Genomic DNA, 24,874 nt, shown 5'->3' on the forward strand with positions numbered 1-24,874 from the left:
TCCATCATTAATCTTGAGAAAACGTCTAATTGAGAAACATTCAATTGGCGCTCTTCGATAATATATGGAGTCATGTTTGTTGGAGTCATTGCTGCTACGATTTTATCGTAATACATTGCGTTTACTCCTTGGTGCTTTGTAGCAAATTTTTTGAATTCTTTACCGTAGTTCATATTTTTAGTTTAAAGTTGAAAAGTCTAAAGTCAGCAAGTGACTTAAACGAATTAAACAAAGTTCATACCTTTTTATAAGAAATGCCAATTTGTCTGAAACGTTTCTTATGTTTCAAGTTTAAGGTTTCAAGTTAACTGAAGAAAACGTGAAACCTGAAACCTTAAACTTGAAACAAAAAAGAACGTCAACAGAATAAAAAATTCCATTGACGTTCAAATATAATTATTTTTATCTTTCAGTTTCTGTAATAAAATCTTAATTTTTAAAAAGTATACTTCTTAACTTTCGACTTTACAACTTTTGACTTTCAGACTAAAATTTATTCTCCGTAAGAAGCTGCAATAAATTCTTCGTAAGTAACCTCTTTAGTTGTTGGGTTAGCTTTTTCTTTGAAGATATCTAACATTTTAGCTGCTACAACTTGCTCAGAAAGTCTTTTCACTTCGTCTTGGTTAGATAAAACTCTAGCCACGATTCCTTGAACTTCTTCGTCAGTTGGGTTAGTTTGACCAAATTGAGCCATTTGCTGTCTGATTGCGTTTGATGTAAACTCTTTCAAGTCATCAAATGTAATTTGGATATTGCTTTGAGCTAAAGCTTTTCCTTCGATTAATTGGAAACGTAAACCTTTTTCAGATCTTGCGTATTCAACTTCAGCTTCTTCTGCAGAAAGTTTTTTCTCTCCAACAGTTTGCAACCATTTTTTCAAGAATTCAGCTGGTAAATCGAATTTTGTGTTTTCGATCAAGAAATCTTGAACATCTAATAATAATTTTTGGTCAGCTTGCTGAGCGAATTGAGCTTCAGCATCTTCTTTAATTTTAGCTTTTAAATCTTCTAAAGAAGCTACTTTTCCTTCGCCAAAAAGTTTATCGAATAATTCTTGGTTTAATTCAGCTGGCTCAGAACCGTTGATTGCTTCAATAGTAAAGTTTACTTCAACATCTAAACCGTGAACACCTTCGTGACCAACTTTTAAGTAATCCATTAATTGGTGATCGTCTTCAAATAAACCTTTTGTGCTTACTGTAACAACATCTCCAACTTTTTTACCTGTGAATTGTTTTTGAGCTTTTTTGCTGAATGCATCTACAGAAATTGTAGTTGTATTGTTGATTCCGTTTGCTTCGTTTGAGAAAGTTCCAGTTAAATCAGATTTAGCATCAGAAACTTCTTGAGGAACTGCTTTTCCAAATTGTTTTTGGATACGCTCTACTTGTCCGTCGATTAATTTATCATCAGCAGTAACGATATATTTTACGATATTGTTTTTAGCTTCAAGATCAATTTCGAAATTTGGCACTAAACCAATTTCGTATTCAAAAGTTAATTCTTCAGCATCCCAGTTAAAATCTTCGTTTACTTTAGCAAGAGGAGTTCCTAAAAGATTTAATCTTTCAGATTGAATATAACGCTCTAAAGCCAAATCAACTACTTTTTTAATCTCTTCTTGTTTAATACCTTTTCCGTATTGTTTTTCAACAAGATCTTTAGGCACTGCCCCTTTTCTAAATCCTTTTACTTGCGCTAAAGGCATTTTTTCGTTAATTCTTTTTGCTACTTGACCTTTATAATCCATATGAACAACGTTCATAACGATTGTCTCGTTTACAGCGTCTATTGCTACTCTTTTAATATCCATCTTCTTCTTTAATTTACATAATAAAATTGGGTTGCAAAATTATAAAATTTTTGCAACCCAACCAAGTTTTTAATCTATTGTATTTGAAGCAGTTTTAATCTGCCGATTTGTTTTATTTATCGTCTCCTAATATTTTATAAGTAAGAGATTGAAGTATAGATAGAATAATGCTGAATATTAATGCTGTCCAAAATGAATTTACTGCAAAACCGCCTACAATATTAGTGCACAGTAAAATAATTACCGCGTTTATGACTAATAAAAATAAACCAAGCGTAACAAACGTTACTGGCAAAGTTAACAACACTAAAATTGGCTTAATAAAGATATTCAGCAATCCTAAAACTACTGCAACAATTACTGCTGTACCAAAACTAGCAACATGAACCCCTGTTAAAATGTTAGACAATAATAAAACCAAAGCAGCCGTAACGAGAAGTCTAAGTAATAATTTCATAGTTTTTAGGTTTAAAATTTATTTAAAAATAATAAAATTTTATCAAAAGTGTTTTATTCTTTTAAAAACGTTGTTGTCAATTCAAAAAACATTTTCGGATTTTCAGCATGAAGCCAGTGTCCTGCATTTGGAATGGTTTCTAATTTTAAATTTGGAAAATGCTTGCGAATTTCATCAAGATCAGCATCTTGAATATAGCCAGAATTTCCGCCTCTAATAAATAATGTCGGATTATTAAAAACTAAATGATCTGCCAAAGGTTTTCCTATCGCATCCAGATTATTATTAAAAGCTTCTAAATTAAATCTAAAAGCCAACTGTCCCGGCTCTTTCCAATATAGATTTTTTAGCAAAAACTGACGAGTTCCGAAATCTGGAACATATTGAGATAAAATTGCTTCTACATCATTTCGGCTTGGTTTTACAGAAAAATCTACTGCATTTAATCCTGCCAAAATATCTTGATGATGCTGTTTGTAGAATCTCGGACCAATATCTGCCACAATCAATTTGTCTACAATTTCTGGATACGTCGTAGCAAAAAGCATCGCTACTTTCCCTCCCATCGAATGTCCTAGAATATCTATTCTAGTCAGATTATTTGCTTGACAGTATTCGTACACATCTTGAACCATGGCTTCATAACTCCATTCATCTGAATGAAAACTGCGACCGTGGTTTCTTAAATCTAAAATATGAACTTGAAATCCGGCTTCTACATATTGCCCGGCTAAAGTTTTCCAATTATCAGACATTCCGAGAAATCCGTGCATGATGACAAATGGTTTTCCTTCTCCTTCTATTTTTGAATAAAGCATATTTTTAATTTTTTCTTTTTAAAGAATTATTTCAATTTATTCAGATACATATTTACAGTATTATCTAAACCAAGATAAAGTGCCTCCGAAATTAAAGCATGGCCAATAGAAACTTCTAATAAACCTGGAATATTTTCTTTAAAAAATTTAATGTTATCTAAACTTAAATCGTGTCCAGCATTGATTCCCAAACCCAATTCATTTGCCAACACTGCAGCTTTAGTATAAGGATCAATTCCTTTTTCGTTTCCTAAACTATATTGATGTGCAAAAGATTCTGTGTACAACTCAATTCTATCTGTTCCTGTTTTTTTCGCACCTTCAATCATTTCTAAAATTGGATCAACGAAAATCGAAGTTCTTATTCCGTTTCTTTGAAACTCTTGAATCACTTCAGTCAAATATTCTTGATTTTTGATTGTATCCCAGCCAGCTGAAGAGGTTATTGCACCAATTGCGTCTGGAACTAAGGTTACCTGATCTGGCTTGCATTCTAAAACTAAATCGATAAAATTATGCTGCGGATTCCCTTCAATATTATATTCTGTGGTAACAACTGCTTTTAAATCGCGTGCATCTTGATAACGAATATGGCGCTCATCTGGACGTGGGTGAATTGTAATTCCCTGTCCGCCAAAACGCTGAATATCTGCAGCTACTTTTAATAAATCGGGAACATTTCCGCCACGAGCATTTCGAAGCGTTGCTATTTTATTGATATTTACACTTAATTTTGTCATATAAATAGATATTAATTCTAGTAATCTTATATTTGTTACGACAAAAATACAAAGTAAAACAGAGCGGTTTTCGGTATTTTTTGATTATTTTGCATCAAATATCCTCAATTGATTTATGACAGAAATTACAAACTATATCACAAACGATTTCAGAGCAATTGACAGTCAGGAAACAATTGCCTCTATTCAGGACTTTTTTATCGATGTAAATTTTTCTCATTTTCCGATTTTAGAAGATGGTATTTTTATTGGAAGCATCTCTTCTGATGATGTTGAAACATTTGACACTGATAAAAAAGCAATTGATTACAAATATGCTTTAGAACGTTTCTTTGCCAGAAAATCGATGATTTGGCTAGATGTTCTAGAGGTTTTTGCAAAAAACCACACGAATATCCTGCCTATTCTTGATGAAAACAACAATTATATAGGCTACTACGAAATGGAAGACATCATGAAGTTTTTTCAGGAAACTCCATTTTTAAAAGAACCTGGCGCCATTATTATTGTACAAAAAGGGCTTTTGGATTATTCTATGAGTGAAGTAACTCAAATTGTAGAAAGCAATAATGGTAAAATTTTAGGCTGTTTTGTTTCTGAAGCTGATACAGAAAATGTTCAAATCACTGTAAAAATTGGCTTGGGAGCAATCAACGAAATTATTCAGACGTATAGAAGATATGGTTACGAAATTATTTCGGAGCATCAAGAAGACAACTATATTAATAGCTTAAAAGAGCGATCAGATTATTTAGACAAATATCTCAACATATAAATTATGAATGTGCCAATGAGAGAATTAGTTAATTAGATAATTTTCGCATTTCCAGATTATCTAATTGACACATTGACAAATTATCTAATTTACAACGAATGAAAATAGCCATTTACGGACAATACTATCAGAATAGCACTGAACCTATTATAAAAGACATTTTCACATTTTTCAATACCAATAACGTCGAAATGGTAATTGAAGAAAATTTCCTGAATATGCTTTATGAAAAACAGCTTATAAAAAAAGAATACAAAACTTTTTCCCCAAGTACTGCTTTAGATAATAGTTTCGAAATGTTAATTAGTATTGGAGGCGACGGAACGATTTTAAGAGCCGCTGCTTTTGTTCGTAATTCTGGAGTACCTTTACTAGGTATAAATGCTGGACGATTAGGTTTTCTTGCCAAAGTTCAGAAAGAAAATATAGATATTTTACTTCAATACGTTATTGATCAAAACTACACCACTTCTGAAAGAACTTTATTAGGAATCACATGCGAACCTTACAACGAAGCTTTTAAAGAACTTAATTTCGCTATGAACGAAGTTACAGTGAGTAGAAAAGATACCACTTCGATGATTACAGTAGAAACCTATTTGAACAACGAATATTTAAATTCTTATTGGGCAGACGGATTAATCATTTCAACGCCAACCGGTTCTACAGGATATTCTTTAAGCTGTGGCGGACCAATTTTAACGCCAGACGTCAAAAGTTTAGTGATTACGCCAATTGCTCCACATAATTTAACTGCCAGACCTCTTGTTATTCCCGATGATACAGAAATTACTTTGCGCGTAACAGGAAGAGAAGACCAATATTTGGTTTCTTTAGACTCAAGAATTTCTTCGGTAAAAAACGAGTCTATTTTAAAAATTAAAAAAACAGATTACAAAATTAAAATGGTTGAAATACCAGACGAGACTTTCTTAAAAACCTTGAGAAACAAACTGCTCTGGGGAGAAGATAAAAGAAATTAAACTCTTTTCTGATTCTTCACTATACGATAATACCACATTTTCTCGTTCTGCATGTAGTGAATCATCATTAAATGGCTCAAAATCATAACGTAAATTGAAAAAAAAGCACATTTAACTAAAGGAACTTTGATTCGTATTGATAATTATTATATTTGCACGCAATTTTGAATTAAATGAAGAAAATTTTTAATTTATTGTTATGTTTTTTCCCCTTTATTACACTTAATGCTCAGATCAATGAGATTGGTGTTTTTCTTGGCGGAAGCAACTTTGTAGGCGATGTTGGAAAAACAACTTATATCGCTCCAGAAAAATTAGCTTTTGGTGTTCTTTACAAATGGAACAGAAGCCCAAGACACGCATGGAGATTCTCATATACACAGTCAAATATTAGTGGAAATGATTACAAATCTGATGAAACAGGAAGAAATCAAAGAGGCTACCGTTTTGACAATGACATAAAAGAGCTTTCTGCTGGTTTAGAATTTAATTTTTTCGATTTTAATCTGCACGATTATCACACAAAAATAACGCCTTACGTGTTTACTGGTTTAAATTATTTCTTCTTCAATAATCTATACCGATACACCGCAACTCCCAATACCGTATACGAGCTAAAGAACAGAAGTTCTATGTCTATACCTATTACATTAGGTATAAAATCAAATATATCTCCACGTTTTGTTTTAGCTGCCGAAGTTGGCGCACGCTATACATTTACGGATAATATTGACGGAAGCAATCCAAATACAAGCAATCCAAGTATTATGAAATTTGGAAATTTAAATAATAATGACTGGTATATTTTTTCTGGTATGACTTTAACCTATACCTTTGGAAAAAAACCATGCTATTGCGCATACTAAAAAATGAATTTAATAGAATCGATAGATCACAAAAACTTACCTAGACACCTAGCCATTATTATGGACGGTAACGGCCGCTGGGCAAAACAACAAGGTTTCATGCGCGCGTTTGGCCACGAAAATGGCACTAAATCTGTAAAAGAGATAATCAAAACCTCTGCTAAGCTTGGAATTGAATATTTAACTCTATATGCTTTTTCTACAGAAAATTGGAATCGTCCAAAACTTGAGGTTCAGGCGTTAATGAAAATATTGATTAATTCATTAAAAAAAGAGCTAGTTACCCTTCAAGAAAACAATATCAGACTTAATGCAATTGGAAATCTTGATAAATTACCAAAAACAGCCCAAAAAGAACTTTTGGATGTTATGGAAAAAACGAAAAACAATACTCGCTTAACTCTTACTCTCGCTTTAAGCTACGGTTCTAGAGAGGAACTGGTAAATGCCGTAAAGTCAATTAGTGATAAAGTTAAAAATAATATAATTTCAATAGACACTATTGACGATTCAATTATAAATGAGCATCTTTACACGCAAAATTTACCTGACGTAGATTTATTAATACGAACAAGTGGAGAACATAGAATAAGTAATTTTTTGCTTTGGCAGATTGCCTATGCAGAATTGTATTTTACTAATGTCTTGTGGCCAGACTTTAAAGACCAAGATTTATATGAGGCTATTATTAGTTATCAAAAAAGAGAACGTAGATTTGGAAAAACCAGTGAACAAATTAAATAATTTTTTAGTGTTGCAAAAAAAAATACAAATAGTCTTTACCCTTTTACTATTGGGTAGTTTTTCACAAATTAAAGCACAAGAAAGAGTTCCTTTTGATCAAGGAAAAAAATATATTTTAGCTAAAGTTTCTGTTGTTGGTAAAATAAGCTTCAATGAACAAACTGTTGTAACCTTTTCAGGACTTCAAAAAGGTCAGGAAATCACTGTTCCTGGAGAAGAAATTAGTAGTGCAATTAAAAAATTAGGCAAGCTAGGTCTTTTCGACGAAATCGCATTCTATGTTAATAAAGTAGAAAACGACAGTATCTATTTAGATTTAGATATTGTTGAACTTCCTAAATTAAATGAGGTTAAAATCGTTGGTGTTAAGAAAAGCAAAATAGAAGGCTTAATTAAAGACAATAACTTGACAAAGAACAAAATTGTCAACGAAAACTTAATTACCACTACCAAAAATTACATCGAAAACAAATATAAAAAAGAAGGTTTTTATAACACAAAAGTTACTATTACCAATACTCCCGATAGTATTAATGGACACCAAGTTAATATGCTTGTCCGAATAGATAAAGGAGATAAAGTTAAAATCAGCAGTATTGATTTCACTGGAAACAAGCAACTTACAGACAGCCAATTGCGTGCTGCGATGAAAGACACTAAGCAGAAAAATTTCATTCGTGTATTTAAGGCTTCTAAATTTATTCCAGAGAAGTACAAAACTGACTTAGAAAAAGTAATCTCTGCCTACAAAGAAAAAGGATATCGCGATGCTCGTATTATCTATGATTCTGTTCAGTATAACAAGAAAAAGAATACTCTAGCAATTAAGATTAATGTAGAAGAAGGTAACAAATATTACTTCGGAAATATTAAATTCTTAGGTAATACAGTTTATTCGGATCAGCTTTTAAATCGTTATTTAGGAATCAAAAAAGGAGAAACTTATAACGGAGTTTTACTAGAAAAAAGAATTGCTGATAAGTCAAAACCAGACGCAGAAGACATTACCAACTTATACCAAAACAACGGTTATTTGTTCTCAAACATTAATGCTGTAGAGGTAAAAACAGTTAATGATACTATCGATTTTGAAATTAGAGTTACTGAAGGTCCTATCGCTTACTTCAACAAAATTACTGTTGTTGGAAACGATAAAACAAATGACCACGTTATTTACCGTGAGTTAAGAACTAAACCAGGTGAAAAATACAGTAAAGAACAATTGGTTAGAACTATCCGTGAGATTGGACAATTAGGTTTCTTTGACCCAGAGGCAATTGATCCTAAATTTAAAAATGTTGATGCCGGAGCTGGAACTGTTGATATTGAATATAACGTAGTAGAAAAAGGATCTAGCCAGGTCGAACTTCAAGGAGGTTATGGCGGTGGAGGTTTCATCGGAACATTAGGTCTTTCGTTTAACAACTTCTCGGCAAGAAAGATTTTTGACAAAGAAGCTTACAAGCCTTTACCAATGGGAGACGGACAAAAAGTTGCTCTACGTTTGCAAGGAAGTACATACTTCCAAACGTATAGTTTATCTTTCTCAGAGCCATGGTTTGGAGGGAAAAAACCTGTACAGTTTAGTTCATCTCTTTCATACAGTAAGCAATTTCTTAACAATTACATCACTCGAACTGTTGATAAAAGCAAAAGTTTTAATATTTTTACAGTACAAGTTGGTTTAGCGAAAAGATTAACTGTGCCAGATGACTACTTTGTACTATCACAATCTGTAAGTTATCAGCACTATGACTTGAACAATTATAATACAGGTTTGTTTACTTTTGGTAACGGAGCCTCAAGAAACTTAGCTTATACTATTGGACTTTCAAGAAGTAATAAAGGGGTAAACCCAATATTCCCAACTTATGGTTCTGAATTTAGTATTACTGCAAAAGTTACGCCTCCATATTCATTATTTAATGGTATTGATTATGGTGATTTGAAAAACCAAAAAGAATACAAATCACAATACACAGGTGTAAATACATCTGATGATTATGGCCAGCCACTTAATACTGGAGATTACATCAAAACAGATGCCTCTGGAAAAACTGTAAGTGTTGGATCAGATTATGCAAGTGCTGATACAGATGTAGCAAAAGTCGATCAGAAAAAATACAACTGGTTAGAATATTATAAAGTTAAATTTAGAGGAGACTGGTATACTAAAGTTTATGGAAAATTAGTATTAAGAACACTTACAGAGTTTGGTTTCTTAGGAGCTTACAATCAAGAAAGAGGTGTAATTCCGTTTGAACGTTTTTACTTAGGAGGTGATGGTATGGCCAACTACTCAATGGATGGTAGAGAAACTATCCAGTTAAGAGGTTATCCTAACAACTCTTTAACTCCTGTAAATGCTGCAGGTGATGCAATTGGAGCAACGATTTACAACAAATTCTCAATGGAATTACGTTACCCAATTACATTAAAAGCATCGGCTTCTATTTTTGCATTAACGTTCCTAGAAGCAGGTTCATCATACCCAACTTTTAAAGATTATAATCCATTCGATTTAAATCGTTCTGCTGGTGCTGGTTTACGTGTATTCATGCCTGCATTTGGTTTATTGGGTATTGACTTTGGTTACGGATTTGACGCTCTTCCAGGACAAACAAAAGCTAATGGATGGGAAACACACTTTATTATTGGACAACAATTTTAGTGAAATAACGTTTGGTTAAAAATCATCAAATAAAGTTATGTTATGAGAAAACAATTTTTATTTATATTTTTAGCCTTGATTGTAGCAAATACAAGTCAGGCACAAGGAAAGACTACTCGAATTGGCTACATCGACATGGAATATATTTTAGAAAATGTTTCCGATTATAAAGAAGCTAAATCACAATTAGAGCAAAAAGCTCAAAAGTGGAAACAAGAAGTAGAGGCTAAAAAATTAAATATAAATAATTTGAAAGAAAGCTTAAAAACAGAAAAAGCTTTACTTACAAAAGAATTAATAGAAGAAAGAGAAACAGAAATTAAGTTTCTTGAACAAGAAATGATGGATTATCAGCAGAAACAATTTGGTTCTGATGGAAATCTAATGAGACAGAAAGCAGCTTTAGCAAAACCAATACAAGATCAGGTTTTTACAGCTGTGCAAGATATAGCAGAAGCAAAAAATTATGATTTTGTTTTTGATAAATCATCAGATCTTACCATGCTTTTTAGCAATAAAAGGTTTGATATTAGCGATCAGGTTTTAAGAATCTTAAACCGTACTGAAAAACGTGAACAGCTGTCTAAAAAACAATTGAAAGAACAAGAAGCTAAAGAAAATATTGAAAATGCAATTGACGAAAATCCAGCAATGGCTGATCGCCAAAAAGCACTAGATGAGAAAAGGGCGGCTAGAGAAAAGCTAATTCAGGATAGAAAATTAGAGCAGGAAGCTAAGAAGAAAGAATACGACGACAGAAGAAAAGCGTTGCAAGAAGAAAGAGAAGCGAAAAAAAATGGCACGGTTTCTGGAACAGCTACAACAGCAGCTCCTAGTGCAGCCGCAACAACAGGTGACGCTAAAACAAGCTCAACTGCTAAAACTGCAACACCTGCAGCTACGGGAGAAACACCTGCCGGAGAACAGCCTGCAATGACAAAAGCAGAAGAAAGACAATTACTTTACGAACAACGTAAAAAAGAATTGGAAGAAAGAAGAAAGAAAATTTTAGAAGAAAGAGAAGCGGCTAAAAAAGCAAAAGAAGCCGAAACGCAAAAAGCAAATACGACCAATAATTAATTAATATTTTAAAAATGATGAAACAAATCAAAACTTTACTAATTGCTGCAATTCTTATTTTAGGAGCAAGTAACACAATGAACGCGCAAGCGAAGGTAGCACATGTTGATGTAAGCGAGATCATGGGGAAAATGCCTGCTATGCTAGATGCTCAAAATCAACTGCAAAAATTAAGTGGTACATATGATGCTGAATACAAAAAAATGGTTGACGAATATCAAGTAAAAATCAAAAAGTACGAAGCTGAAGCTGCAACTGTAACTGATGCTGTAAACGGTGAGCGTTCTAAAGAGGTTCAAGATATGCAAAAGAGAATTGTTGATTACAGAGACAATGCTCAAAAAGAATTACAACAAAAAGAAACTGATATCGTAAAACCTTTAATGGAAAAAGTTAGAGCTTCTATCCAAAAAGTTGGAAAAGCTAAAGGTTTCCAATATGTATTAGACGGTTCTACTTTATTATTAGCTGATGGTCCAAACATCACTGCTGACGTTAAAAAAGATTTAGGATTCTAAGAAATTAAATCCCTATAATTAAACTGCTCAATTTGTATAATTTGAGCAGTTTTTTTTTACAAAAAATTAAAGCTAATCTTTCGTATTATTTCAAGATTTGACTTAACTTAGAATAACAATTTATTTAAAAAATATTTAAATTTGCTTTATGATAAACAATAATCCTATAGGCGTTTTTGATTCTGGTATTGGCGGAACTTCCATTTGGAGCGCCATTCATGATCTTCTTCCAAATGAAAAAACCATTTATCTAGCTGACAGCAAAAATGCGCCTTATGGACAAAAAACCAAAGAAGAAATTGTTGCGTTAAGTAAAAAAAACGTAGAGTTTTTATTAGAGAATAATTGCAAATTAATTGTCGTTGCTTGCAATACTGCAACTACAAATGCTATACTAGAACTTCGTGCAGATTACAACATTCCATTTGTAGGGATTGAGCCAGCTATTAAACCAGCTGCAACCAATTCTCAGACACAGGTAATTGGAATTTTAGCTACAAAAGGAACACTTAACAGTGAGCTGTTTAACAAAACTGCTGAGATGTTTCACAATACAAAAATCATTGAGCAAGTTGGCCATGGACTTGTACAACTTATTGAAGATGGCAATTTGTATTCGCCAGAAATGACACAATTATTAGAGTCTTACCTTCAGCCTATGATTGAAGCCAATATTGATTATTTGGTTTTAGGATGTAGCCACTACCCTTATTTAATTCCTCAAATAAAAAAAATTCTCCCAGATCATATTAAAATAATAGATTCAGGAGAAGCTGTTGCACGCCAGACAAAAAATCTGCTTCGTGATAAGGTTGGTTTTTCTGAAAGTACAGATCACGATCCAATATTTTATGTAAACTCAGATCCTAAAGTTTTAGAATCAATTTTAGAACATAAATATCCAGTAATCAAAAAAGACTTTTAAGTATTATTCAAACTTTCGCTTGACAAACCAAATTCCGTCCAACGATAAATTGAGTGATATTTTATGGTAATTTTCTTTTATCAAATCATTCGCGATTCTACCTTTCTGCCCGTAAGAATAAGAAATATTGAGTGACGAAAATGTATTTTCAATTGGTAGGTTTAGTCCAATAGAAACAGATGCGCTATTAACACGCTGTCTGTCGACTTCGAGATAACCGTTGTCAAAATTTACACCAGCAGCATACCCTACTCGATCCCAGTATCTTCTAACATTCTTTTTGGCGCTATAAGTAAATCCAAGCGCAAAACGATCCTGATTTACAAATTCGCCATAAAGATCAGACTGTTTTGTATTTTTCCAAAAGCTCTTCTCATAATCTAAAGTCATATTCAAATTATTCTTAAATCGCTTACTAACTCCAAAGCCCAATTCTAAAGGCATATAATAATCGTCGGTCTTTGTGGCTATATTCGTTTCTATAGCAGTTTCTACTTCATCTGCAATACTTGCCACCGACTGCACTTTTGATGCATTTATTCTTGCTGGAACTTTAATTGTTGTTCCTATTGTAAGGGTAGAATCTATTTTAAATTGAGCTCCTAATGTTGCCCGAACTCCGCTATAATCTGTTTTTTTATGTATCGTGGTAACTGCATTCGAAATAAGAAAAGCACGATCATCAACTGTATTTCCAAAAAGCACCGTTCCAGTTACTCCTACTGTCAATTTTTTTCCAAATCTATATCCGTATGAAAAATCCAGATTGTTTAAACCTCCAGATCCTTGTGCTGTCACGTAATAAGATTCCTGACTGTCTGCAATTGGGAGTTCTAAATTTGAGATTTTAAATACTGAGCTAGAATATGGACGAAGCGCCAAACTAAAACCAGAATTTTTAGTTACAGGAAAAGCAAAAGCTAAATGAGAAAATTGAAAATTATTTCGATTTTCTGTACGATTGCTGCTTTGATATGTTGTGGCGATGGCTTTTCCTCCAATATCAAAAAGAAAATGATTTTGATACATATATCCTAAAGATGCCGGATTTAAATTATTGATAAAAGTATCTGAAGGTAATGCAATACCTGAACCGCCAATAGAAGGCAGATAACCAAAATCTGAATCGTACAAGCTTCCAACGCCATAAAGCGAATATGGAGAACTTGAGATACTTTGAGAAAATGAAGTTAGCGACATTAAAAGGAAGCAACTCCATAAAACAACTTTATTTTTCATTTAGTAAGAGATGTAATAAATTTTTAGCTGAATTTTATTATCGGCATATTTTTGATTCCCCAAAACAATTCTGTTAACAGATTTGGAAATTCCAGGCAACGTTAAAATAAGAGACGACCTAGAATCGGATGCTTTAAGCATTTCTTTCTGAAGAAAAGCTCCAACAGGAATTGTATAGCCAATATTTTCGTTAAACTCATCGCTTTTTTTGTTCAATATCCCGTATACGGTAGTTCCGGCAGAATTTGTTAATGCTCCGCTTATTCTGTTCAAATTATCGCCAACAAAAACAGAAAGAGAATCGGCCAGTGGATATTTGTCAGAATAAGAGTTATTGACAGGCTTTAAAATTAGCTCTGCATTTACGATAGCGCCATTAGTCGAAATATTTTTAAACTGTTTAATATTCGGAAATTCAACTCTACAGGCAACTCCAGTTCCTGACTGAATAAAACCTTGATTATTGGTCAAGTTACTAGACAGATTGCTGCTCGAAACGGGAAGATTCTGCAGCAACGTTCCTGTTTTATCTAAAGAAATAGAATTAAACTGTTTCGTTTTATCTAAAATGGTATAATCCAGAATATACGACTGCTCATCCTCATCTGTATCTGCCATATATTTTGAGTAATACAATCGCATTTTGCTGCTTCCTGCACTAAATCCTATTATATTGGAAGAATTGGATGTTTCTGGAACCAAAACAAGACCTTTTAAGTATTCTGTAAAACTGTCAAAATCTGTAATTTCTCTTTTTTTAATTTTCTGAAAAAGAGCTTCTCCAAATTCTTTATCCATTTTAATATTGATAGAGTCCTTTTGTTTTGGTCTTGGTATAAAAGATATTTTTCCCAAGCTTTCAGTGCTATAACTTAAAGCAGAATTGTTGTAGAAATTACTATCGTCTGTATTAGGCTTAACTTTTTGAAGCAAACGATGAATGTCAAATGTTTGAACCTTTGTAGTATCTCCGTAATAATACTTATCATATTTAAGAATCATTGAAATCGAATCGAAAACGTAATTAACCGCTTCAGTATCTGAACCTGTGTTATTCAATGCATAGGAAGCCCCTGAAAGCTGAAAATAGCTGTCCGACTTTACTTTTCCAAAAATAGGATCATCATAATTCCCGATCAAGATTCTACTTTTATTCGAAGTTACCAGCGAGTCAAAATTAATGGTTGACATTTCTACGGTCACAGTATCTATCATGATTACTTTATTGCTCAAAGCCAAATAATCTGACCCAACCGTAAATTCTCCAGTGTCTGTATCTGTACCACATGAAAATAAGGTCAGTACAAAAAGTAGTATCAATATAAACTTCTGCATAATTTAATTTTTGGACAAATATAAATTGTGCACTTTGGCGACACACTATAACATATACTATTACGCTTTTTTAAGCTACTAATTGCACAAAACGATCTATAACCTAAAATCTGTTCTCGAATTTTAATTCGACCTTAAAAACGGCTATTTTGTCTATCAAAACACGTCATATATATATCTTCTTTTTTTTAAGAGCGCCATCCATCTAATTTTGAGCCAATAAAATAAATAATGAAAGTAAGGTTTATAATTTGTTCTCTTTTTTTGATTTCATTTTTAGGTTTAAAAGCTCAAGAAAATTTTAGTGCCACTCTAAATTTCAAAACGGAGCCGACAGACAAGATAAATTTTAGCGAAACAAACATCGCAGTCTTTTATCAGAAGAAACTAGGAACAAAAAGCAAAATAGCTAACACATTGGAATATTCTAATTTGAAGGTGAATTACGAGTTTAATCCCTATAATTTTTATGCGGATCAGGACAAATTCAACCAAGTTCAAGACAAGTTCGAATATTCATCTGAAATAACAGAGAAAACAAGATGGCAACTTTCTGTGGTTCCTACTGCCAATTTTCAGAGCAAACTGGATTTTTCTGATGTTACAGTTTTAGGAAGTTTAGAAATTAGCCAGCAACTGAGCTCAAAATTCAATATAATAGTTGGAGCCGGGCGAACATCGATTTTTGGAGCGCCAAAGTTTACGCCAATTGTTGCTTTTGATTATAAAATGAACGAGAAAACCGATTTTAAAATTGGTTTTCCAGATTCGAGAATTTCTTATTCTAATAATGATCGAAATAAATTTAGTCTGACAAATAGTTTTAATGGAAACTTTTATCATTTAGACGAAAAAAATGTAGACAATAATGCCGAAAAAGCAGTTTTATCGCAAATGACATCGGCTTTAGAATATGAAAGAAACGTTGCTGCCAATTGGTTTTTAAATTTTAAAGCCGGTTACGATTTCAACAAAAAATACAATTTACTAGATAGCAACGACCACAAAATTTACGATTACAATAGCGGAAATGGTTACGTTTTAGGAATAGGGATCAAATACAAACAATAAATTTTAAATACACTATGATTAATCTAAAAAAAGGAATTTTATTCACAGCGCTTTTTTCAAGCCTCTTTTTGATAAGCTGCAGCAATGATAATGACGATGATGATTTGGTAGGAAACTGGATTAAAAAATCAGCCTTTGATGGCCCTGCAAGATCTAGTGCAACAAGTTTCGTTATCGGAGATTATGCTTATGTAGTTGGCGGTTATACTGGCGATGTTTATTTAAAAGATTTATGGGTTTACAACTCAAACGGAGATTATTGGGAACAAAAGGCCGATTTTGGCGGTATAGGAAGAAGCTCTGCTTCTAGTTTTGCTTTAAACGAAAAAGGTTATGTTGGTCTTGGTTATGATGGAACAAATAAACTGAAAGACTTTTACCAATATAATCCTACTGCAAACAGCTGGTCGCAAAAAACAGATTTTGCAGGAACTGCTCGTTACGCCGCTGTAGGTTTTCAGGTTGGTGGTAAAGCGTATTTTGGGACTGGTTATGATGGAAATTACTTAAAAGATTTTTATCAGTACGATGATCAAGCTAATACATGGACTTTGGTAAATGGTTTCAGCGGAAACAAAAGACGTAATGCAACGGTTTTCACAATTGCAGATAAAGCATATTTAGTAACTGGCGTAAATAATGGCGTTTATCAAGAAGATTTCTGGGAATTTGATCCATCTACAGATGTATGGACAAGAAAAAGAGATATTGATAAAGACACAGACGACGATTATAGCTACAACGATGATTACGCAATTGTTCGTTCTAATGCATCTAGCTTTTCTATGAATGGATTAGGATATGTTGTGGGTGGTGAAAACATAAAAACCGTTTGGGAATATAATCCGTCAACAGATTTATGGGTAGAAAGAACTCCAATGGAAGGTGCAACAAGAACAGATGCTGTAGGTTTTGCCATCAATAATCGCGGATTCTATATGTTAGGACGAATTGGTTCTACTTATTTTGATGATGCTTGGGAATTTAAGCCATTAGACGAACAAAGTGACGATGACAATTAATAATAAACAATACTTCTGGAGTAAAATCCATAAGTATTTGATAGTTTTTGCCATTCTTCTTTTTATTGCTTGCGCGAAAAAAGAGTCTTTGACAACGGCTTCTTTTAAAACAAGTTCTGGTTGGGGATATACAATTGCCTACAAAGAAAAAGTTTTAATTAAACAGTCGGTTATTCCTGTAATAAGTGATACTAAAAGTTTCAAAACAGAAGATGACGCCTTAAAGGTTGCCGATCTTGTTAAGCAGAAGCTCAAACAAAACTTATCGCCAACGGTAACCAAAAATGAACTAATTTTATTAAAAATAAAATTGTAAATGCAGATAGATACCATTAAAAATACCGGCTACAACAAAATATTATTCCATTTTGCGATATGGGTTTTCTTTATTTTGACTTCGTTAATTCAGTTTTACGAAAGTCCATTTAAAATTAGTAACGATTTTTATGCGCAATGGACAACTGGAATTGTTTTGTTTTATCTGAACTATTTTTATTTGGTTCCAAATTATTTATTGCAAAAAAAATACTGGCTCTACTTTACGTTTGCTTTTGTTTTAATTGCAACATTTATGATCATAAGGCTAAATTATTTTATCCCTGAATTTAGGCATTTAAGACCAGAAAATATAATGCCTCCAAGGACAATGCCTCATGATCCGCGTTTTTTCCCGCGAGGAGAAAGAATGCATCAGAGAATTGAAATGAGACAGCCTCTTTTCTTTAAAATTGGCCCATCGTTTTTCTATATTCTGATTATTACAATCTCTGCAATTATTAGAACATTAACTGAATTTTATAATAATCAGCAAAATAAACTGATTGCCGAAACACATAGAACAAATACCGAATTAATCTATTTGCGCAAACAAACCAATCCGCATTTTTTATTTAATTCTTTAAACAGTATTTATTCTTTGGCACACAAAAAATCTGATTTGGTCCCTGATGCCATCGTAACCTTATCTGAACTTATGCGCTATATGCTGTATGAAACAGATAACAAAACGGTGGCTTTAGAAAAAGAAGTCAATTATATCCAGAATTATATCGAACTACAAAAGCTACGATTAAACAATATCGAAGACATCGTAATCAATGTTCATGGTGACACTAAAAATAAATATATTGAGCCTTTATTATTGATTTCTTTTGTCGAAAATGCCTTTAAATATGGAACTGATTACAAAGGCGCGGCTCACGTAAGAATTAAGATTCTAATTACGGATAACAATCTTGATTTCTGGATTGAAAACACCATTGAGAATTATGTAAAAGATCCTGAAAATTCTGGAATTGGATTAGTGAATATCCAAAGCCGTCTTGATCTTCTCTATCCAAACGCACACGAACTAACCATTACTCAGGATAATGAATATTACCGAGTTCATTTGAATTTAAAGTTGGACGAAATTAAAACCGCAATACATTAAACAAAACTGATTATGGACAGAAAAAAATTCATCCGAAATGGTATTTTGGGCATTGCATCATTGGCAACAGCTTCAAAATTTTTAGAATCTTGTTCTAAAAGTGACAATGATGAAACAAATTCAAGCAATTCTGGAGACGGAAGTTGCACTGTTTCTCCTTCTGAAACAAAAGGTCCCTTTCCTATTAAAACGCCGAGTCAGCTGGTTTTAGAAAACATCAAATCTGATCGCGTTGGAATTGCGCTATTGATTAATTTAAAGATTGAAAATAAGAATAACAATTGCGAACCTCTTTCTGGAGTTCTGGTAGATGTTTGGCATTGTGACAAAGACGGAAATTATTCTGAATATGGCGGCACGCAAATGCAGCAAACAGACTATACTTCTGTACATTTTCTTAGAGGAAGACAAACTTCGAACTCTAGTGGAGAAGTTTCTTTTATCTCGATTTATCCTGGTTGGTACCAAGGAAGAGCTCCGCATGTACATGTAGAAGTATTATCAAGTTCAGGAACTTCTTTGCTTGTAACTCAAATTGCTTTTCCAGAAACAATTTCAAGTGAGGTATATTCAAGTACAAATTACGCTGCACACGGACAAGCAGATACTGCAAATACAAAAGACAATGTCTTTGCTGATAGCCTAGCCGATGAGCTGGCAACCATGACAGGAAACTTGACAGATGGTTTTACGCTAACTAAAACTATAACTGTTAACGCATAATTTTAATTAGTTAACCAGTATTTTATGAAAACTTTAAAACTTAATTCTCTGGTTTCAAACTACTTTTGAATGCAAAATGTATTTTAAAAAATTAATTCAGAAAAGATGAAATGTGTAATTATTGATGACGAACCTTTAGCTGTAGAATTATTACAGGATTTTGTCAAAAAAGTAGATGCTCTCGAGCTTATAAACACTTTCAATAATGCTATTGATGCTGTTTCATTTATCAATCAGAATAATGTCGATTTGATTTTTCTTGATATTCAGATGCCTCATTTTTCTGGAATTGATTTTTTAAATACGATAGAAAAAAAACCTCTAGTTATTTTTACAACTGCTTATTCTGATTATGCGGTAGAAGGATTTAATCTTGGCGCTGTGGATTACTTGGTTAAACCAATTCCGTTTCATCGATTTCTAAAAGCTGTTGTAAGAGCACAACAAATTTTTCAGCCTGCAGCAAATCTTGCAATTGCGGAAAACAATAATACACCTGAAATTGAACAGGATTTTATGTTTGTAAGAGCTGAATACGAAAATGTAAAATTAAATTTTGCTGATATTCTTTTTATTGAAGGATTAAAAGATTATGTCAAAATCTACACGACAGATAATAAATTTACACTTACACTAATTAGTTTAATCAAATTAGAAAATCTGCTTTCAAGCAAAGGTTTTGCGAGAATTCACAGATCGTACATCATAAATATCAAACATGTAAAATCGATTCAGAAAAACAAAGTTTTAATAAGCGATAAAAGAATTCCAATCAGCGAAAGCTATAAAAATACTTTCTTCGAAAAAATTAACCTTTAGTTTTTCTAAACTCTAATAAAAAATCCAAATTCCAAAGAGCTACTCTTTTAGAATTTGGATTTTTTTATTGTGGTTTTTAATTGCTATTCTTCGTTTTTGAACCAGCTAGAATACATTACATAATTGTTCGAAATACGCCCTATTTCGCCTGCAAAATCAGATTGGTCAATGTCTTTAACTTTTTTAGCAGGAACGCCAGCGTAAATACTTCCAGAAGTTACAACAGTATTCTGAGTTACTACAGCACCAGCAGCAATGATAGCATTGCTTTCTACTACGCAGTTATCCATTACAATTGCTCCCATTCCGATTAAAACATTATCATGAATCGTACAGCCATGTACAATTGCATTATGCCCAATAGAAACGTTATTTCCTATAATTGTGGGATGTTTTTGATAAGTACAATGAATTATAGCCCCATCTTGAATGTTAACTTTATTTCCAATTTTAATAAAATGAACATCTCCTCTCACAACGGCATTAAACCAAACACTGCAAGATTCTCCAAAAGTTACATCTCCTACAATAGTAGCATTTTCGGCAACATAACAATCCTCTGGAATTAGAGGTGATTTTCCGTTTACAGATTTAATCAGCATAAATTTTCTTTTAGTTAACTGCAGGACAATTACAGTCGTAACGTTCTTTTTTGCAGAATAAATTAATTCCTAAAGTAATTTGATGAAAAGCTCCCGTGTCAAACTTAACATCTCCCATTAGTTGAGTATAGGTGTAAGCGAACATAAAATTCTTGAAATTAACCCCAATAATAGGCGTAAAGTATTGTAATTTTTGAGACGACACTCCGGTTCCCGAAACATATTGTGCGCCATCAAAACCTCTTCTATATGATAAAGCTGCCCACAGACTTCCGAAATCCATGCTTTTATAGGCTTTCATATTTAAATCTAGTGTTTTTGCCTTTGTCTGATCAAATAGCTGAAAAAGAATAGAAGGCTCCCAAGTCCAACTGCTGTTTTTTCCAAATACATAACCAGCACTTAATAAAAACTTTCTTAGATTATCGCTTTCATAATCTGTATATAACTCTCTTCTTGTTTCTAACAATCCTTGAACTGTTGCGTGCGCATAAAAATCTAGATAATTATATGATGCTCCAACGTCAACATTGAAATAAGAATCTTTCTGAATTGAACCAAAAACAATTGGATCAAAAGTTCCTCCAAATTTTGTTTCGTCTAATTGACTTTGTATTAAACCTCCACTAATTCCAAAAGACAACTGATTTAAATCTAGTTCATCTCTCGAAAACATAATATGGTGTGCATATGTTAGTTTTACACCTTTTTGAGAATGATAACCATTTTTATCATTAAATAAAATTATACCAGCTCCAGAACGTTCTCCCACTCTACCGTTAAAACTTAAAGTCTGCAATGATGGAGCATCTTCTTCTCCAAACCATTGTTTTCTGGCTGTCAATCTTATTTTTGCACAGTTGGCTGCGCCTGCCATTGAAGGGTGAATTAAATAATAATTATCAGACAAATAATCTGAATAAACAGGTATTCCTTCTTGAGAATAAGAATAAAAAGTAGTAATGAGAAAAATTAATAAAACCTTGATTTTAAATTTCATAAAGACAAATTTGTTTCTATATAATTTTCACTCTTGCAATTTAACACGATTTCTTTGAAAAGAGTCTTAATTATTTTATTAAAAAATCAAATATAGGTATTAGTAGAAAATAACTTTAGTAAATTTGCAAAAAATATACAACCATGACAAAAATCACTATAAGAGAGACCCAAAACCCAACTATATTAAAGTTCGAATTTGAAGACTTTATTACTCAAAATCAAAACTTTGAGTTCAAAAATATTGACGAAGCGCAAGCTTCTCCTCTAGCCCAACAATTATTCTATCTGCCGTTTGTTAAGACCGTTTATATCTCTGGAAATTTCATCGCTATCGAAAGATACAGCATTGTTGATTGGGATGATGTAAAAGATGCAGTTGCAGAGCAAATTACTGCTTTTGTTGACAAAGGTGGCGTTATCATTAAAATTGATGAAACAAAAGCAAAAAAACAGCCAATTACTGTTTACGGAGAAACAACTCCAAATCCTTCTGCATTAAAATTTGTAGTTAGCAGAATGCTTACTCGTAATGCAGTAGAATATAAAAACATTGACCAGACTGCTTCTTCTCCGTTAGCCCAGGAATTATTCAAATTCCCTTATGTGAAAGAAATTTTTATTGATGAAAATTATATTTCGGTTACAAAATATGAAATCAATAACTGGGATGAAATTACTTTAGAATTAAGAACTTTCATTAAACAATTTATAGAAAACGGAGGAACTGTTTTAGATGAAAGTTTAATTCAAACTAAAGCCAAAACTGAAGCAACAAAAGATGAAGCTTTTGACAAACTAGATGTTACATCTCAGCAAATTATCAATATCTTAGAAGAATACGTAAAACCAGCAGTAGCTGCTGATGGCGGAAACATTGCTTTTGAATCTTATAATGAAGATGATAAAACAGTAAAAGTATTATTGCAAGGTGCTTGCAGTGGTTGTCCTTCTTCAACATTTACTTTAAAAAGTGGTATCGAAAATATGCTTAAAAGCATGTTGAACGATGACGCCATAAAAGTAGAGGCATCAAATGCATAATTGGAATAAATTATTATACAAAGCGTCTCATTGAGGCGCTTTTTTTATTATTAACAACTAGTTTTCAATTATTTACCATTAAAAAAACGAGTAATTCTATAAAATTAATTAATATTGTATTCTTAACCAATTAATTAATAACCATGGGATTATCTTCATTTTTTAAAAATTTATTTGGCTCAACCAAAGAGTCTGTAACTGAATTGGCAAATAATGCCGAAGAGACTTTTGAACAAGCAAAGGAAGCGGCAGCTCCTTATATCGAGAAAGCAGAAGCTTTTGCAGAAGAAACAATTGAAAAAGTAAAAGAGGTTTCTGAACCTATTATTGACCAAGCTGCAGATTATGCGGACAAAGCAAAAGATACTGTAAGTGAATATGCGGACAAAGCCACTAAAGCGGTAAATGATTTGGTTGATTCTGTTAAAGAAAAAGCAACTTCGCAAACAGCTACTGAGGCATCAGAAACTATTTCTGAAACCGTTGTTGATACTAGCGAAAAATCTGCCGAAGAGGTAGAAGAAATAGTCGACGAAGCTGCTGATAAGGCATAAACACACTTTTCTGATAATGTAAATATTTTTATATTTGCACCACTAATATACCTTCTCTTTTGAGAAGGTTTTTTTATTTAAAAATCATGAACCTGAACCCAGAACAAGTCAGTAAATACGTTACTCGTTTTGTTGACATTTTAGTTGATTATTCACCAAAACTGATTTCTGCATTTTTAATCTTATTTGTTGGTTTATATGCCATCAGATTGATTAATCGAATTATTAGAAAAATAATGATTCAGCGAAATCTTGATCCTACGCTTACAAAATTCTTATCTGACATTTTATTGTGGGCGCTGCGAATATTATTGTTTGTAACCTTTATTTCTAAATTAGGAATTGAGACTTCCTCTTTTGTTGCCATTTTAGGAGCAATGGGTCTTGCAGTTGGTTTGTCTTTGCAAGGATCGCTTTCTAATTTTGCTGGAGGAATGCTTATTATTGTCTTTAAACCGTTTAAAGTTGGAGATACGATAGAGGCGCAAGGCGTTGTTGCAACAGTTCTTGAAATTCAGATTTTTGTAACTAAAATGCTTACTGCAAATAATCAGACGGTGTTTGTTCCAAATGGTTCTTTATCTAACGGAAACATCATCAACTACTCGATGCAAGGAGAAAGAAGAGCTGATTTGACTTTTGCTATTTCTTATGATTCAGACATTAAAAAAGCAAAAGAAATTCTTTTAGATGTTTTAAATAATAACCCAAAAGTATTGAAGAAGCCTGCACCAGAAGTTTTTGTAAAAAACCTATCGGCAAGTTCTATCGATTTTGCAGTTCGTCCTTGGGCAAAAAATGCCAATTACGGAGCTGTTTTCTCTGAAACATTAGAGAATTGCAAAATTGCGTTGGATGAAGCGGGAATTGCAGTTCAACCGTATACGATACAGAAATAGTACTTATTGCTTCTTTGGAGGAGCAATCATGAAATCTTTCAAATAATAAGGTTCAAAATAAGCGACATCTACAGTGTCGCTTTTTTGATATTTATCAAAACTGATTTTACTCATTGCTTGCGCCGAAGGGTATTTTACATTTTCTAAAAATACCAAATTGTCTTTAGTCAAAACAGGCTTGCATTTATCGGCGCAGTCGCCTACAAAGTAAAGTTTGTCTGTGTATTCTTGAAATGAATTTTCGTCAATAATTTCAGCTTGAATAGCTCTTTCAACTGTCAAATCTGGATTAAAAATGGCACTGTAAACTTCCATACGGCGCGCATCCAGCATCGGTACAATTTTTCCATCTGTAACTCCTGCCTGAGAAGCTAGAGTTTGCAGTGTATCTACAGCAATTAACGGAATATTTAACGCATAACACAATCCTTTTGCTGCCGAAACACCAATTCTTAAACCTGTATAAGATCCTGGCCCTTGGCTTACGCCAACAGCCTTTAAATCATGTGCAGATATTCCAGCTTTTTTTATTGCCTCTTCAATAAAAACGTGAAGTTTTTCAGCATGCGAATATCCTTCATCTGCTAGTTCGTTACAAACAATGGTTTGACCATCTTTTGCAATAGATACAGAACAATTTTTAGTAGCCGTTTCGATGTTGAGAATATAAGACAAAGTAATAAAGTGTTTTTATTAAAAATTGATCAAAAAGATTAATGCTACAAAAATAAGAGTTAACAGC

At 32.8% G+C, this 24,874-nt stretch carries 26 protein-coding genes and 1 pseudogene; 17 read left to right on the forward strand and 10 right to left on the reverse strand.

Annotation, left to right across the window (positions count from 1 at the left end; translation table 11 throughout):
• The 5 genes and pseudogenes from B3J44_RS14820 to B3J44_RS14840 all read right to left on the reverse strand — a co-directional run.
• Positions 1–173 (reverse strand): annotated as a pseudogene (locus B3J44_RS14820) (ATP-dependent Clp protease proteolytic subunit); the annotation flags it as partial.
• Between the two features lie 320 nt (positions 174–493).
• A complete protein-coding gene (locus B3J44_RS14825) occupies positions 494–1,816 on the reverse strand; it encodes a trigger factor (protein WP_286969274.1) in 1,323 nt (440 codons plus the stop codon).
• A 112-nt stretch (positions 1,817–1,928) separates the two neighbouring features.
• Entirely contained in the window at positions 1,929–2,273 is a 345-nt protein-coding gene (locus B3J44_RS14830) for a phage holin family protein (RefSeq protein ID WP_198854437.1), read from the reverse strand.
• A 53-nt stretch (positions 2,274–2,326) separates the two neighbouring features.
• The gene (locus B3J44_RS14835; protein WP_286969276.1) at positions 2,327–3,091 is read right to left on the reverse strand and encodes an alpha/beta fold hydrolase; all 765 of its coding nucleotides are present in this window, start codon (positions 3,089–3,091) and stop codon (positions 2,327–2,329) included.
• A 26-nt stretch (positions 3,092–3,117) separates the two neighbouring features.
• Complete coding sequence (locus B3J44_RS14840) at positions 3,118–3,831, reverse strand: pyridoxine 5'-phosphate synthase (protein WP_286969277.1); 714 nt, start codon at positions 3,829–3,831, stop codon at positions 3,118–3,120.
• A 115-nt stretch (positions 3,832–3,946) separates the two neighbouring features.
• Here B3J44_RS14840 and B3J44_RS14845 point away from each other — a divergent pair, with 115 nt between their 5' ends.
• The 8 genes from B3J44_RS14845 (at position 3,947) to murI (ending at position 12,393) form a co-directional block, all read left to right on the forward strand.
• On the forward strand, positions 3,947–4,606 hold the full coding sequence (locus B3J44_RS14845) for a CBS domain-containing protein (RefSeq protein ID WP_198854440.1): 660 nt from the start codon (positions 3,947–3,949) through the stop codon (positions 4,604–4,606).
• A gap of 98 nt (positions 4,607–4,704) precedes the next feature.
• Positions 4,705–5,589 carry an NAD kinase gene (locus B3J44_RS14850; protein WP_198854441.1) on the forward strand — a complete coding sequence of 295 codons (885 nt, stop codon included), beginning with the start codon at positions 4,705–4,707 and terminating at the stop codon, positions 5,587–5,589.
• Between the two features lie 173 nt (positions 5,590–5,762).
• Positions 5,763–6,455, forward strand: a complete 693-nt coding sequence (locus tag B3J44_RS14855) for a DUF6089 family protein (RefSeq protein WP_286969279.1) — start codon at positions 5,763–5,765, stop codon at positions 6,453–6,455.
• Positions 6,456–6,458: 3 nt separating this feature from the next.
• Complete coding sequence (locus tag B3J44_RS14860) at positions 6,459–7,199, forward strand: isoprenyl transferase (protein WP_198854443.1); 741 nt, start codon at positions 6,459–6,461, stop codon at positions 7,197–7,199.
• A complete protein-coding gene (gene bamA, locus B3J44_RS14865; RefSeq protein ID WP_286969281.1) occupies positions 7,132–9,870 on the forward strand; it encodes an outer membrane protein assembly factor BamA in 2,739 nt (912 codons plus the stop codon). Before B3J44_RS14860 ends, bamA begins: the two co-directional genes overlap by 68 nt.
• A 42-nt stretch (positions 9,871–9,912) precedes the next feature.
• Positions 9,913–10,950 carry an OmpH family outer membrane protein gene (locus tag B3J44_RS14870; protein ID WP_286969282.1) on the forward strand — a complete coding sequence of 346 codons (1,038 nt, stop codon included), beginning with the start codon at positions 9,913–9,915 and terminating at the stop codon, positions 10,948–10,950.
• Positions 10,951–10,964: 14 nt separating this feature from the next.
• Complete coding sequence (locus tag B3J44_RS14875) at positions 10,965–11,468, forward strand: OmpH family outer membrane protein (protein ID WP_198854446.1); 504 nt, start codon at positions 10,965–10,967, stop codon at positions 11,466–11,468.
• Positions 11,469–11,616: 148 nt separating this feature from the next.
• Positions 11,617–12,393, forward strand: a complete 777-nt coding sequence (gene murI, locus B3J44_RS14880; RefSeq protein WP_198854447.1) for a glutamate racemase — start codon at positions 11,617–11,619, stop codon at positions 12,391–12,393.
• A 3-nt stretch (positions 12,394–12,396) separates the two neighbouring features.
• Here the strand turns inward: murI and B3J44_RS14885 are convergent, their stop codons facing one another.
• Positions 12,397–13,632: an aromatic hydrocarbon degradation protein gene (locus B3J44_RS14885; protein WP_286969283.1), complete on the reverse strand. Its 1,236-nt coding sequence runs from the start codon at positions 13,630–13,632 to the stop codon at positions 12,397–12,399.
• The gene (locus B3J44_RS14890; RefSeq protein ID WP_286969284.1) at positions 13,633–14,967 is read right to left on the reverse strand and encodes a DUF4270 family protein; all 1,335 of its coding nucleotides are present in this window, start codon (positions 14,965–14,967) and stop codon (positions 13,633–13,635) included.
• Between the two features lie 231 nt (positions 14,968–15,198).
• Here B3J44_RS14890 and B3J44_RS14895 point away from each other — a divergent pair, with 231 nt between their 5' ends.
• From B3J44_RS14895 to B3J44_RS14920, 6 genes are all read left to right on the forward strand, one after another.
• Complete coding sequence (locus B3J44_RS14895; RefSeq protein ID WP_286969285.1) at positions 15,199–16,038, forward strand: DUF6268 family outer membrane beta-barrel protein; 840 nt, start codon at positions 15,199–15,201, stop codon at positions 16,036–16,038.
• A 14-nt stretch (positions 16,039–16,052) separates the two neighbouring features.
• Entirely contained in the window at positions 16,053–17,060 is a 1,008-nt protein-coding gene (locus B3J44_RS14900; RefSeq protein WP_286969286.1) for a Kelch repeat-containing protein, read from the forward strand.
• Between the two features lie 37 nt (positions 17,061–17,097).
• Positions 17,098–17,376: a DUF4907 domain-containing protein gene (locus B3J44_RS14905; RefSeq protein ID WP_286969287.1), complete on the forward strand. Its 279-nt coding sequence runs from the start codon at positions 17,098–17,100 to the stop codon at positions 17,374–17,376.
• The gene (locus tag B3J44_RS14910) at positions 17,377–18,492 is read left to right on the forward strand and encodes a sensor histidine kinase (protein ID WP_286969288.1); all 1,116 of its coding nucleotides are present in this window, start codon (positions 17,377–17,379) and stop codon (positions 18,490–18,492) included.
• Positions 18,493–18,504: 12 nt separating this feature from the next.
• Positions 18,505–19,215 carry an intradiol ring-cleavage dioxygenase gene (locus B3J44_RS14915; protein WP_286969289.1) on the forward strand — a complete coding sequence of 237 codons (711 nt, stop codon included), beginning with the start codon at positions 18,505–18,507 and terminating at the stop codon, positions 19,213–19,215.
• Between the two features lie 105 nt (positions 19,216–19,320).
• Positions 19,321–20,034, forward strand: coding sequence for a LytR/AlgR family response regulator transcription factor (locus B3J44_RS14920; protein ID WP_286969292.1), 714 nt, complete (start codon positions 19,321–19,323; stop codon positions 20,032–20,034).
• Positions 20,035–20,117: 83 nt separating this feature from the next.
• Here B3J44_RS14920 and B3J44_RS14925 read toward each other — a convergent pair whose 3' ends face one another.
• Both B3J44_RS14925 and B3J44_RS14930 read right to left on the reverse strand, forming a co-directional pair.
• Entirely contained in the window at positions 20,118–20,636 is a 519-nt protein-coding gene (locus B3J44_RS14925; protein WP_198854456.1) for a gamma carbonic anhydrase family protein, read from the reverse strand.
• 10 nt (positions 20,637–20,646) lie between these two features.
• Positions 20,647–21,636, reverse strand: a complete 990-nt coding sequence (locus tag B3J44_RS14930) for a PorP/SprF family type IX secretion system membrane protein (RefSeq protein WP_198854457.1) — start codon at positions 21,634–21,636, stop codon at positions 20,647–20,649.
• A 143-nt stretch (positions 21,637–21,779) separates the two neighbouring features.
• Between B3J44_RS14930 and B3J44_RS14935 the strand changes: the two genes are divergently transcribed.
• The 3 genes from B3J44_RS14935 to B3J44_RS14945 all read left to right on the forward strand — a co-directional run bounded on the left by B3J44_RS14935 (position 21,780) and on the right by B3J44_RS14945 (position 24,132).
• Positions 21,780–22,679 carry a NifU family protein gene (locus tag B3J44_RS14935; protein WP_286969296.1) on the forward strand — a complete coding sequence of 300 codons (900 nt, stop codon included), beginning with the start codon at positions 21,780–21,782 and terminating at the stop codon, positions 22,677–22,679.
• 143 nt (positions 22,680–22,822) lie between these two features.
• Entirely contained in the window at positions 22,823–23,233 is a 411-nt protein-coding gene (locus B3J44_RS14940) for a YtxH domain-containing protein (protein WP_286969298.1), read from the forward strand.
• Between the two features lie 86 nt (positions 23,234–23,319).
• A complete protein-coding gene (locus tag B3J44_RS14945) occupies positions 23,320–24,132 on the forward strand; it encodes a mechanosensitive ion channel family protein (RefSeq protein ID WP_278019552.1) in 813 nt (270 codons plus the stop codon).
• A gap of 3 nt (positions 24,133–24,135) precedes the next feature.
• Here B3J44_RS14945 and tsaB read toward each other — a convergent pair whose 3' ends face one another.
• Positions 24,136–24,807 (reverse strand): tRNA (adenosine(37)-N6)-threonylcarbamoyltransferase complex dimerization subunit type 1 TsaB, encoded by a 672-nt coding sequence (gene tsaB, locus B3J44_RS14950; RefSeq protein ID WP_286969302.1) that lies wholly within the window; start codon positions 24,805–24,807, stop codon positions 24,136–24,138.
• Positions 24,808–24,874 lie beyond the last annotated feature (67 nt).

The organism is Flavobacterium sp. UBA4854 (assembly GCF_002399805.1).
In the GTDB taxonomy this organism is placed as follows: Bacteria; Bacteroidota; Bacteroidia; order Flavobacteriales; family Flavobacteriaceae; genus Flavobacterium; species Flavobacterium ginsengisoli.

Excerpts from the sequence above, each read along its gene's own strand:
- B3J44_RS14890 (WP_286969284.1), bottom strand. The coding sequence starts at position 14,967 with ATGCAGAAGTTTATATTGATACTACTTTTTGTACTGACCTTATTTTCA.
- B3J44_RS14925 (WP_198854456.1), bottom strand. The coding sequence starts at position 20,636 with ATGCTGATTAAATCTGTAAACGGAAAATCACCTCTAATTCCAGAGGAT.
- B3J44_RS14895 (WP_286969285.1), top strand. The coding sequence starts at position 15,199 with ATGAAAGTAAGGTTTATAATTTGTTCTCTTTTTTTGATTTCATTTTTA.
- B3J44_RS14935 (WP_286969296.1), top strand. The coding sequence starts at position 21,780 with ATGACAAAAATCACTATAAGAGAGACCCAAAACCCAACTATATTAAAG.
- B3J44_RS14945 (WP_278019552.1), top strand. The coding sequence starts at position 23,320 with ATGAACCTGAACCCAGAACAAGTCAGTAAATACGTTACTCGTTTTGTT.
- B3J44_RS14835 (WP_286969276.1), bottom strand. The coding sequence starts at position 3,091 with ATGCTTTATTCAAAAATAGAAGGAGAAGGAAAACCATTTGTCATCATG.
- B3J44_RS14930 (WP_198854457.1), bottom strand. The coding sequence starts at position 21,636 with ATGAAATTTAAAATCAAGGTTTTATTAATTTTTCTCATTACTACTTTT.
- B3J44_RS14900 (WP_286969286.1), top strand. The coding sequence starts at position 16,053 with ATGATTAATCTAAAAAAAGGAATTTTATTCACAGCGCTTTTTTCAAGC.
- B3J44_RS14910 (WP_286969288.1), top strand. The coding sequence starts at position 17,377 with ATGCAGATAGATACCATTAAAAATACCGGCTACAACAAAATATTATTC.
- B3J44_RS14830 (WP_198854437.1), bottom strand. The coding sequence starts at position 2,273 with ATGAAATTATTACTTAGACTTCTCGTTACGGCTGCTTTGGTTTTATTA.
- B3J44_RS14840 (WP_286969277.1), bottom strand. The coding sequence starts at position 3,831 with ATGACAAAATTAAGTGTAAATATCAATAAAATAGCAACGCTTCGAAAT.
- B3J44_RS14850 (WP_198854441.1), top strand. The coding sequence starts at position 4,705 with ATGAAAATAGCCATTTACGGACAATACTATCAGAATAGCACTGAACCT.
- B3J44_RS14920 (WP_286969292.1), top strand. The coding sequence starts at position 19,321 with ATGAAATGTGTAATTATTGATGACGAACCTTTAGCTGTAGAATTATTA.
- B3J44_RS14825 (WP_286969274.1), bottom strand. The coding sequence starts at position 1,816 with ATGGATATTAAAAGAGTAGCAATAGACGCTGTAAACGAGACAATCGTT.
- B3J44_RS14885 (WP_286969283.1), bottom strand. The coding sequence starts at position 13,632 with ATGAAAAATAAAGTTGTTTTATGGAGTTGCTTCCTTTTAATGTCGCTA.
- B3J44_RS14915 (WP_286969289.1), top strand. The coding sequence starts at position 18,505 with ATGGACAGAAAAAAATTCATCCGAAATGGTATTTTGGGCATTGCATCA.
- murI (WP_198854447.1), top strand. The coding sequence starts at position 11,617 with ATGATAAACAATAATCCTATAGGCGTTTTTGATTCTGGTATTGGCGGA.
- B3J44_RS14940 (WP_286969298.1), top strand. The coding sequence starts at position 22,823 with ATGGGATTATCTTCATTTTTTAAAAATTTATTTGGCTCAACCAAAGAG.
- B3J44_RS14870 (WP_286969282.1), top strand. The coding sequence starts at position 9,913 with ATGAGAAAACAATTTTTATTTATATTTTTAGCCTTGATTGTAGCAAAT.
- bamA (WP_286969281.1), top strand. The coding sequence starts at position 7,132 with ATGAGGCTATTATTAGTTATCAAAAAAGAGAACGTAGATTTGGAAAAA.
- B3J44_RS14855 (WP_286969279.1), top strand. The coding sequence starts at position 5,763 with ATGAAGAAAATTTTTAATTTATTGTTATGTTTTTTCCCCTTTATTACA.
- B3J44_RS14860 (WP_198854443.1), top strand. The coding sequence starts at position 6,459 with ATGAATTTAATAGAATCGATAGATCACAAAAACTTACCTAGACACCTA.
- B3J44_RS14845 (WP_198854440.1), top strand. The coding sequence starts at position 3,947 with ATGACAGAAATTACAAACTATATCACAAACGATTTCAGAGCAATTGAC.
- B3J44_RS14875 (WP_198854446.1), top strand. The coding sequence starts at position 10,965 with ATGATGAAACAAATCAAAACTTTACTAATTGCTGCAATTCTTATTTTA.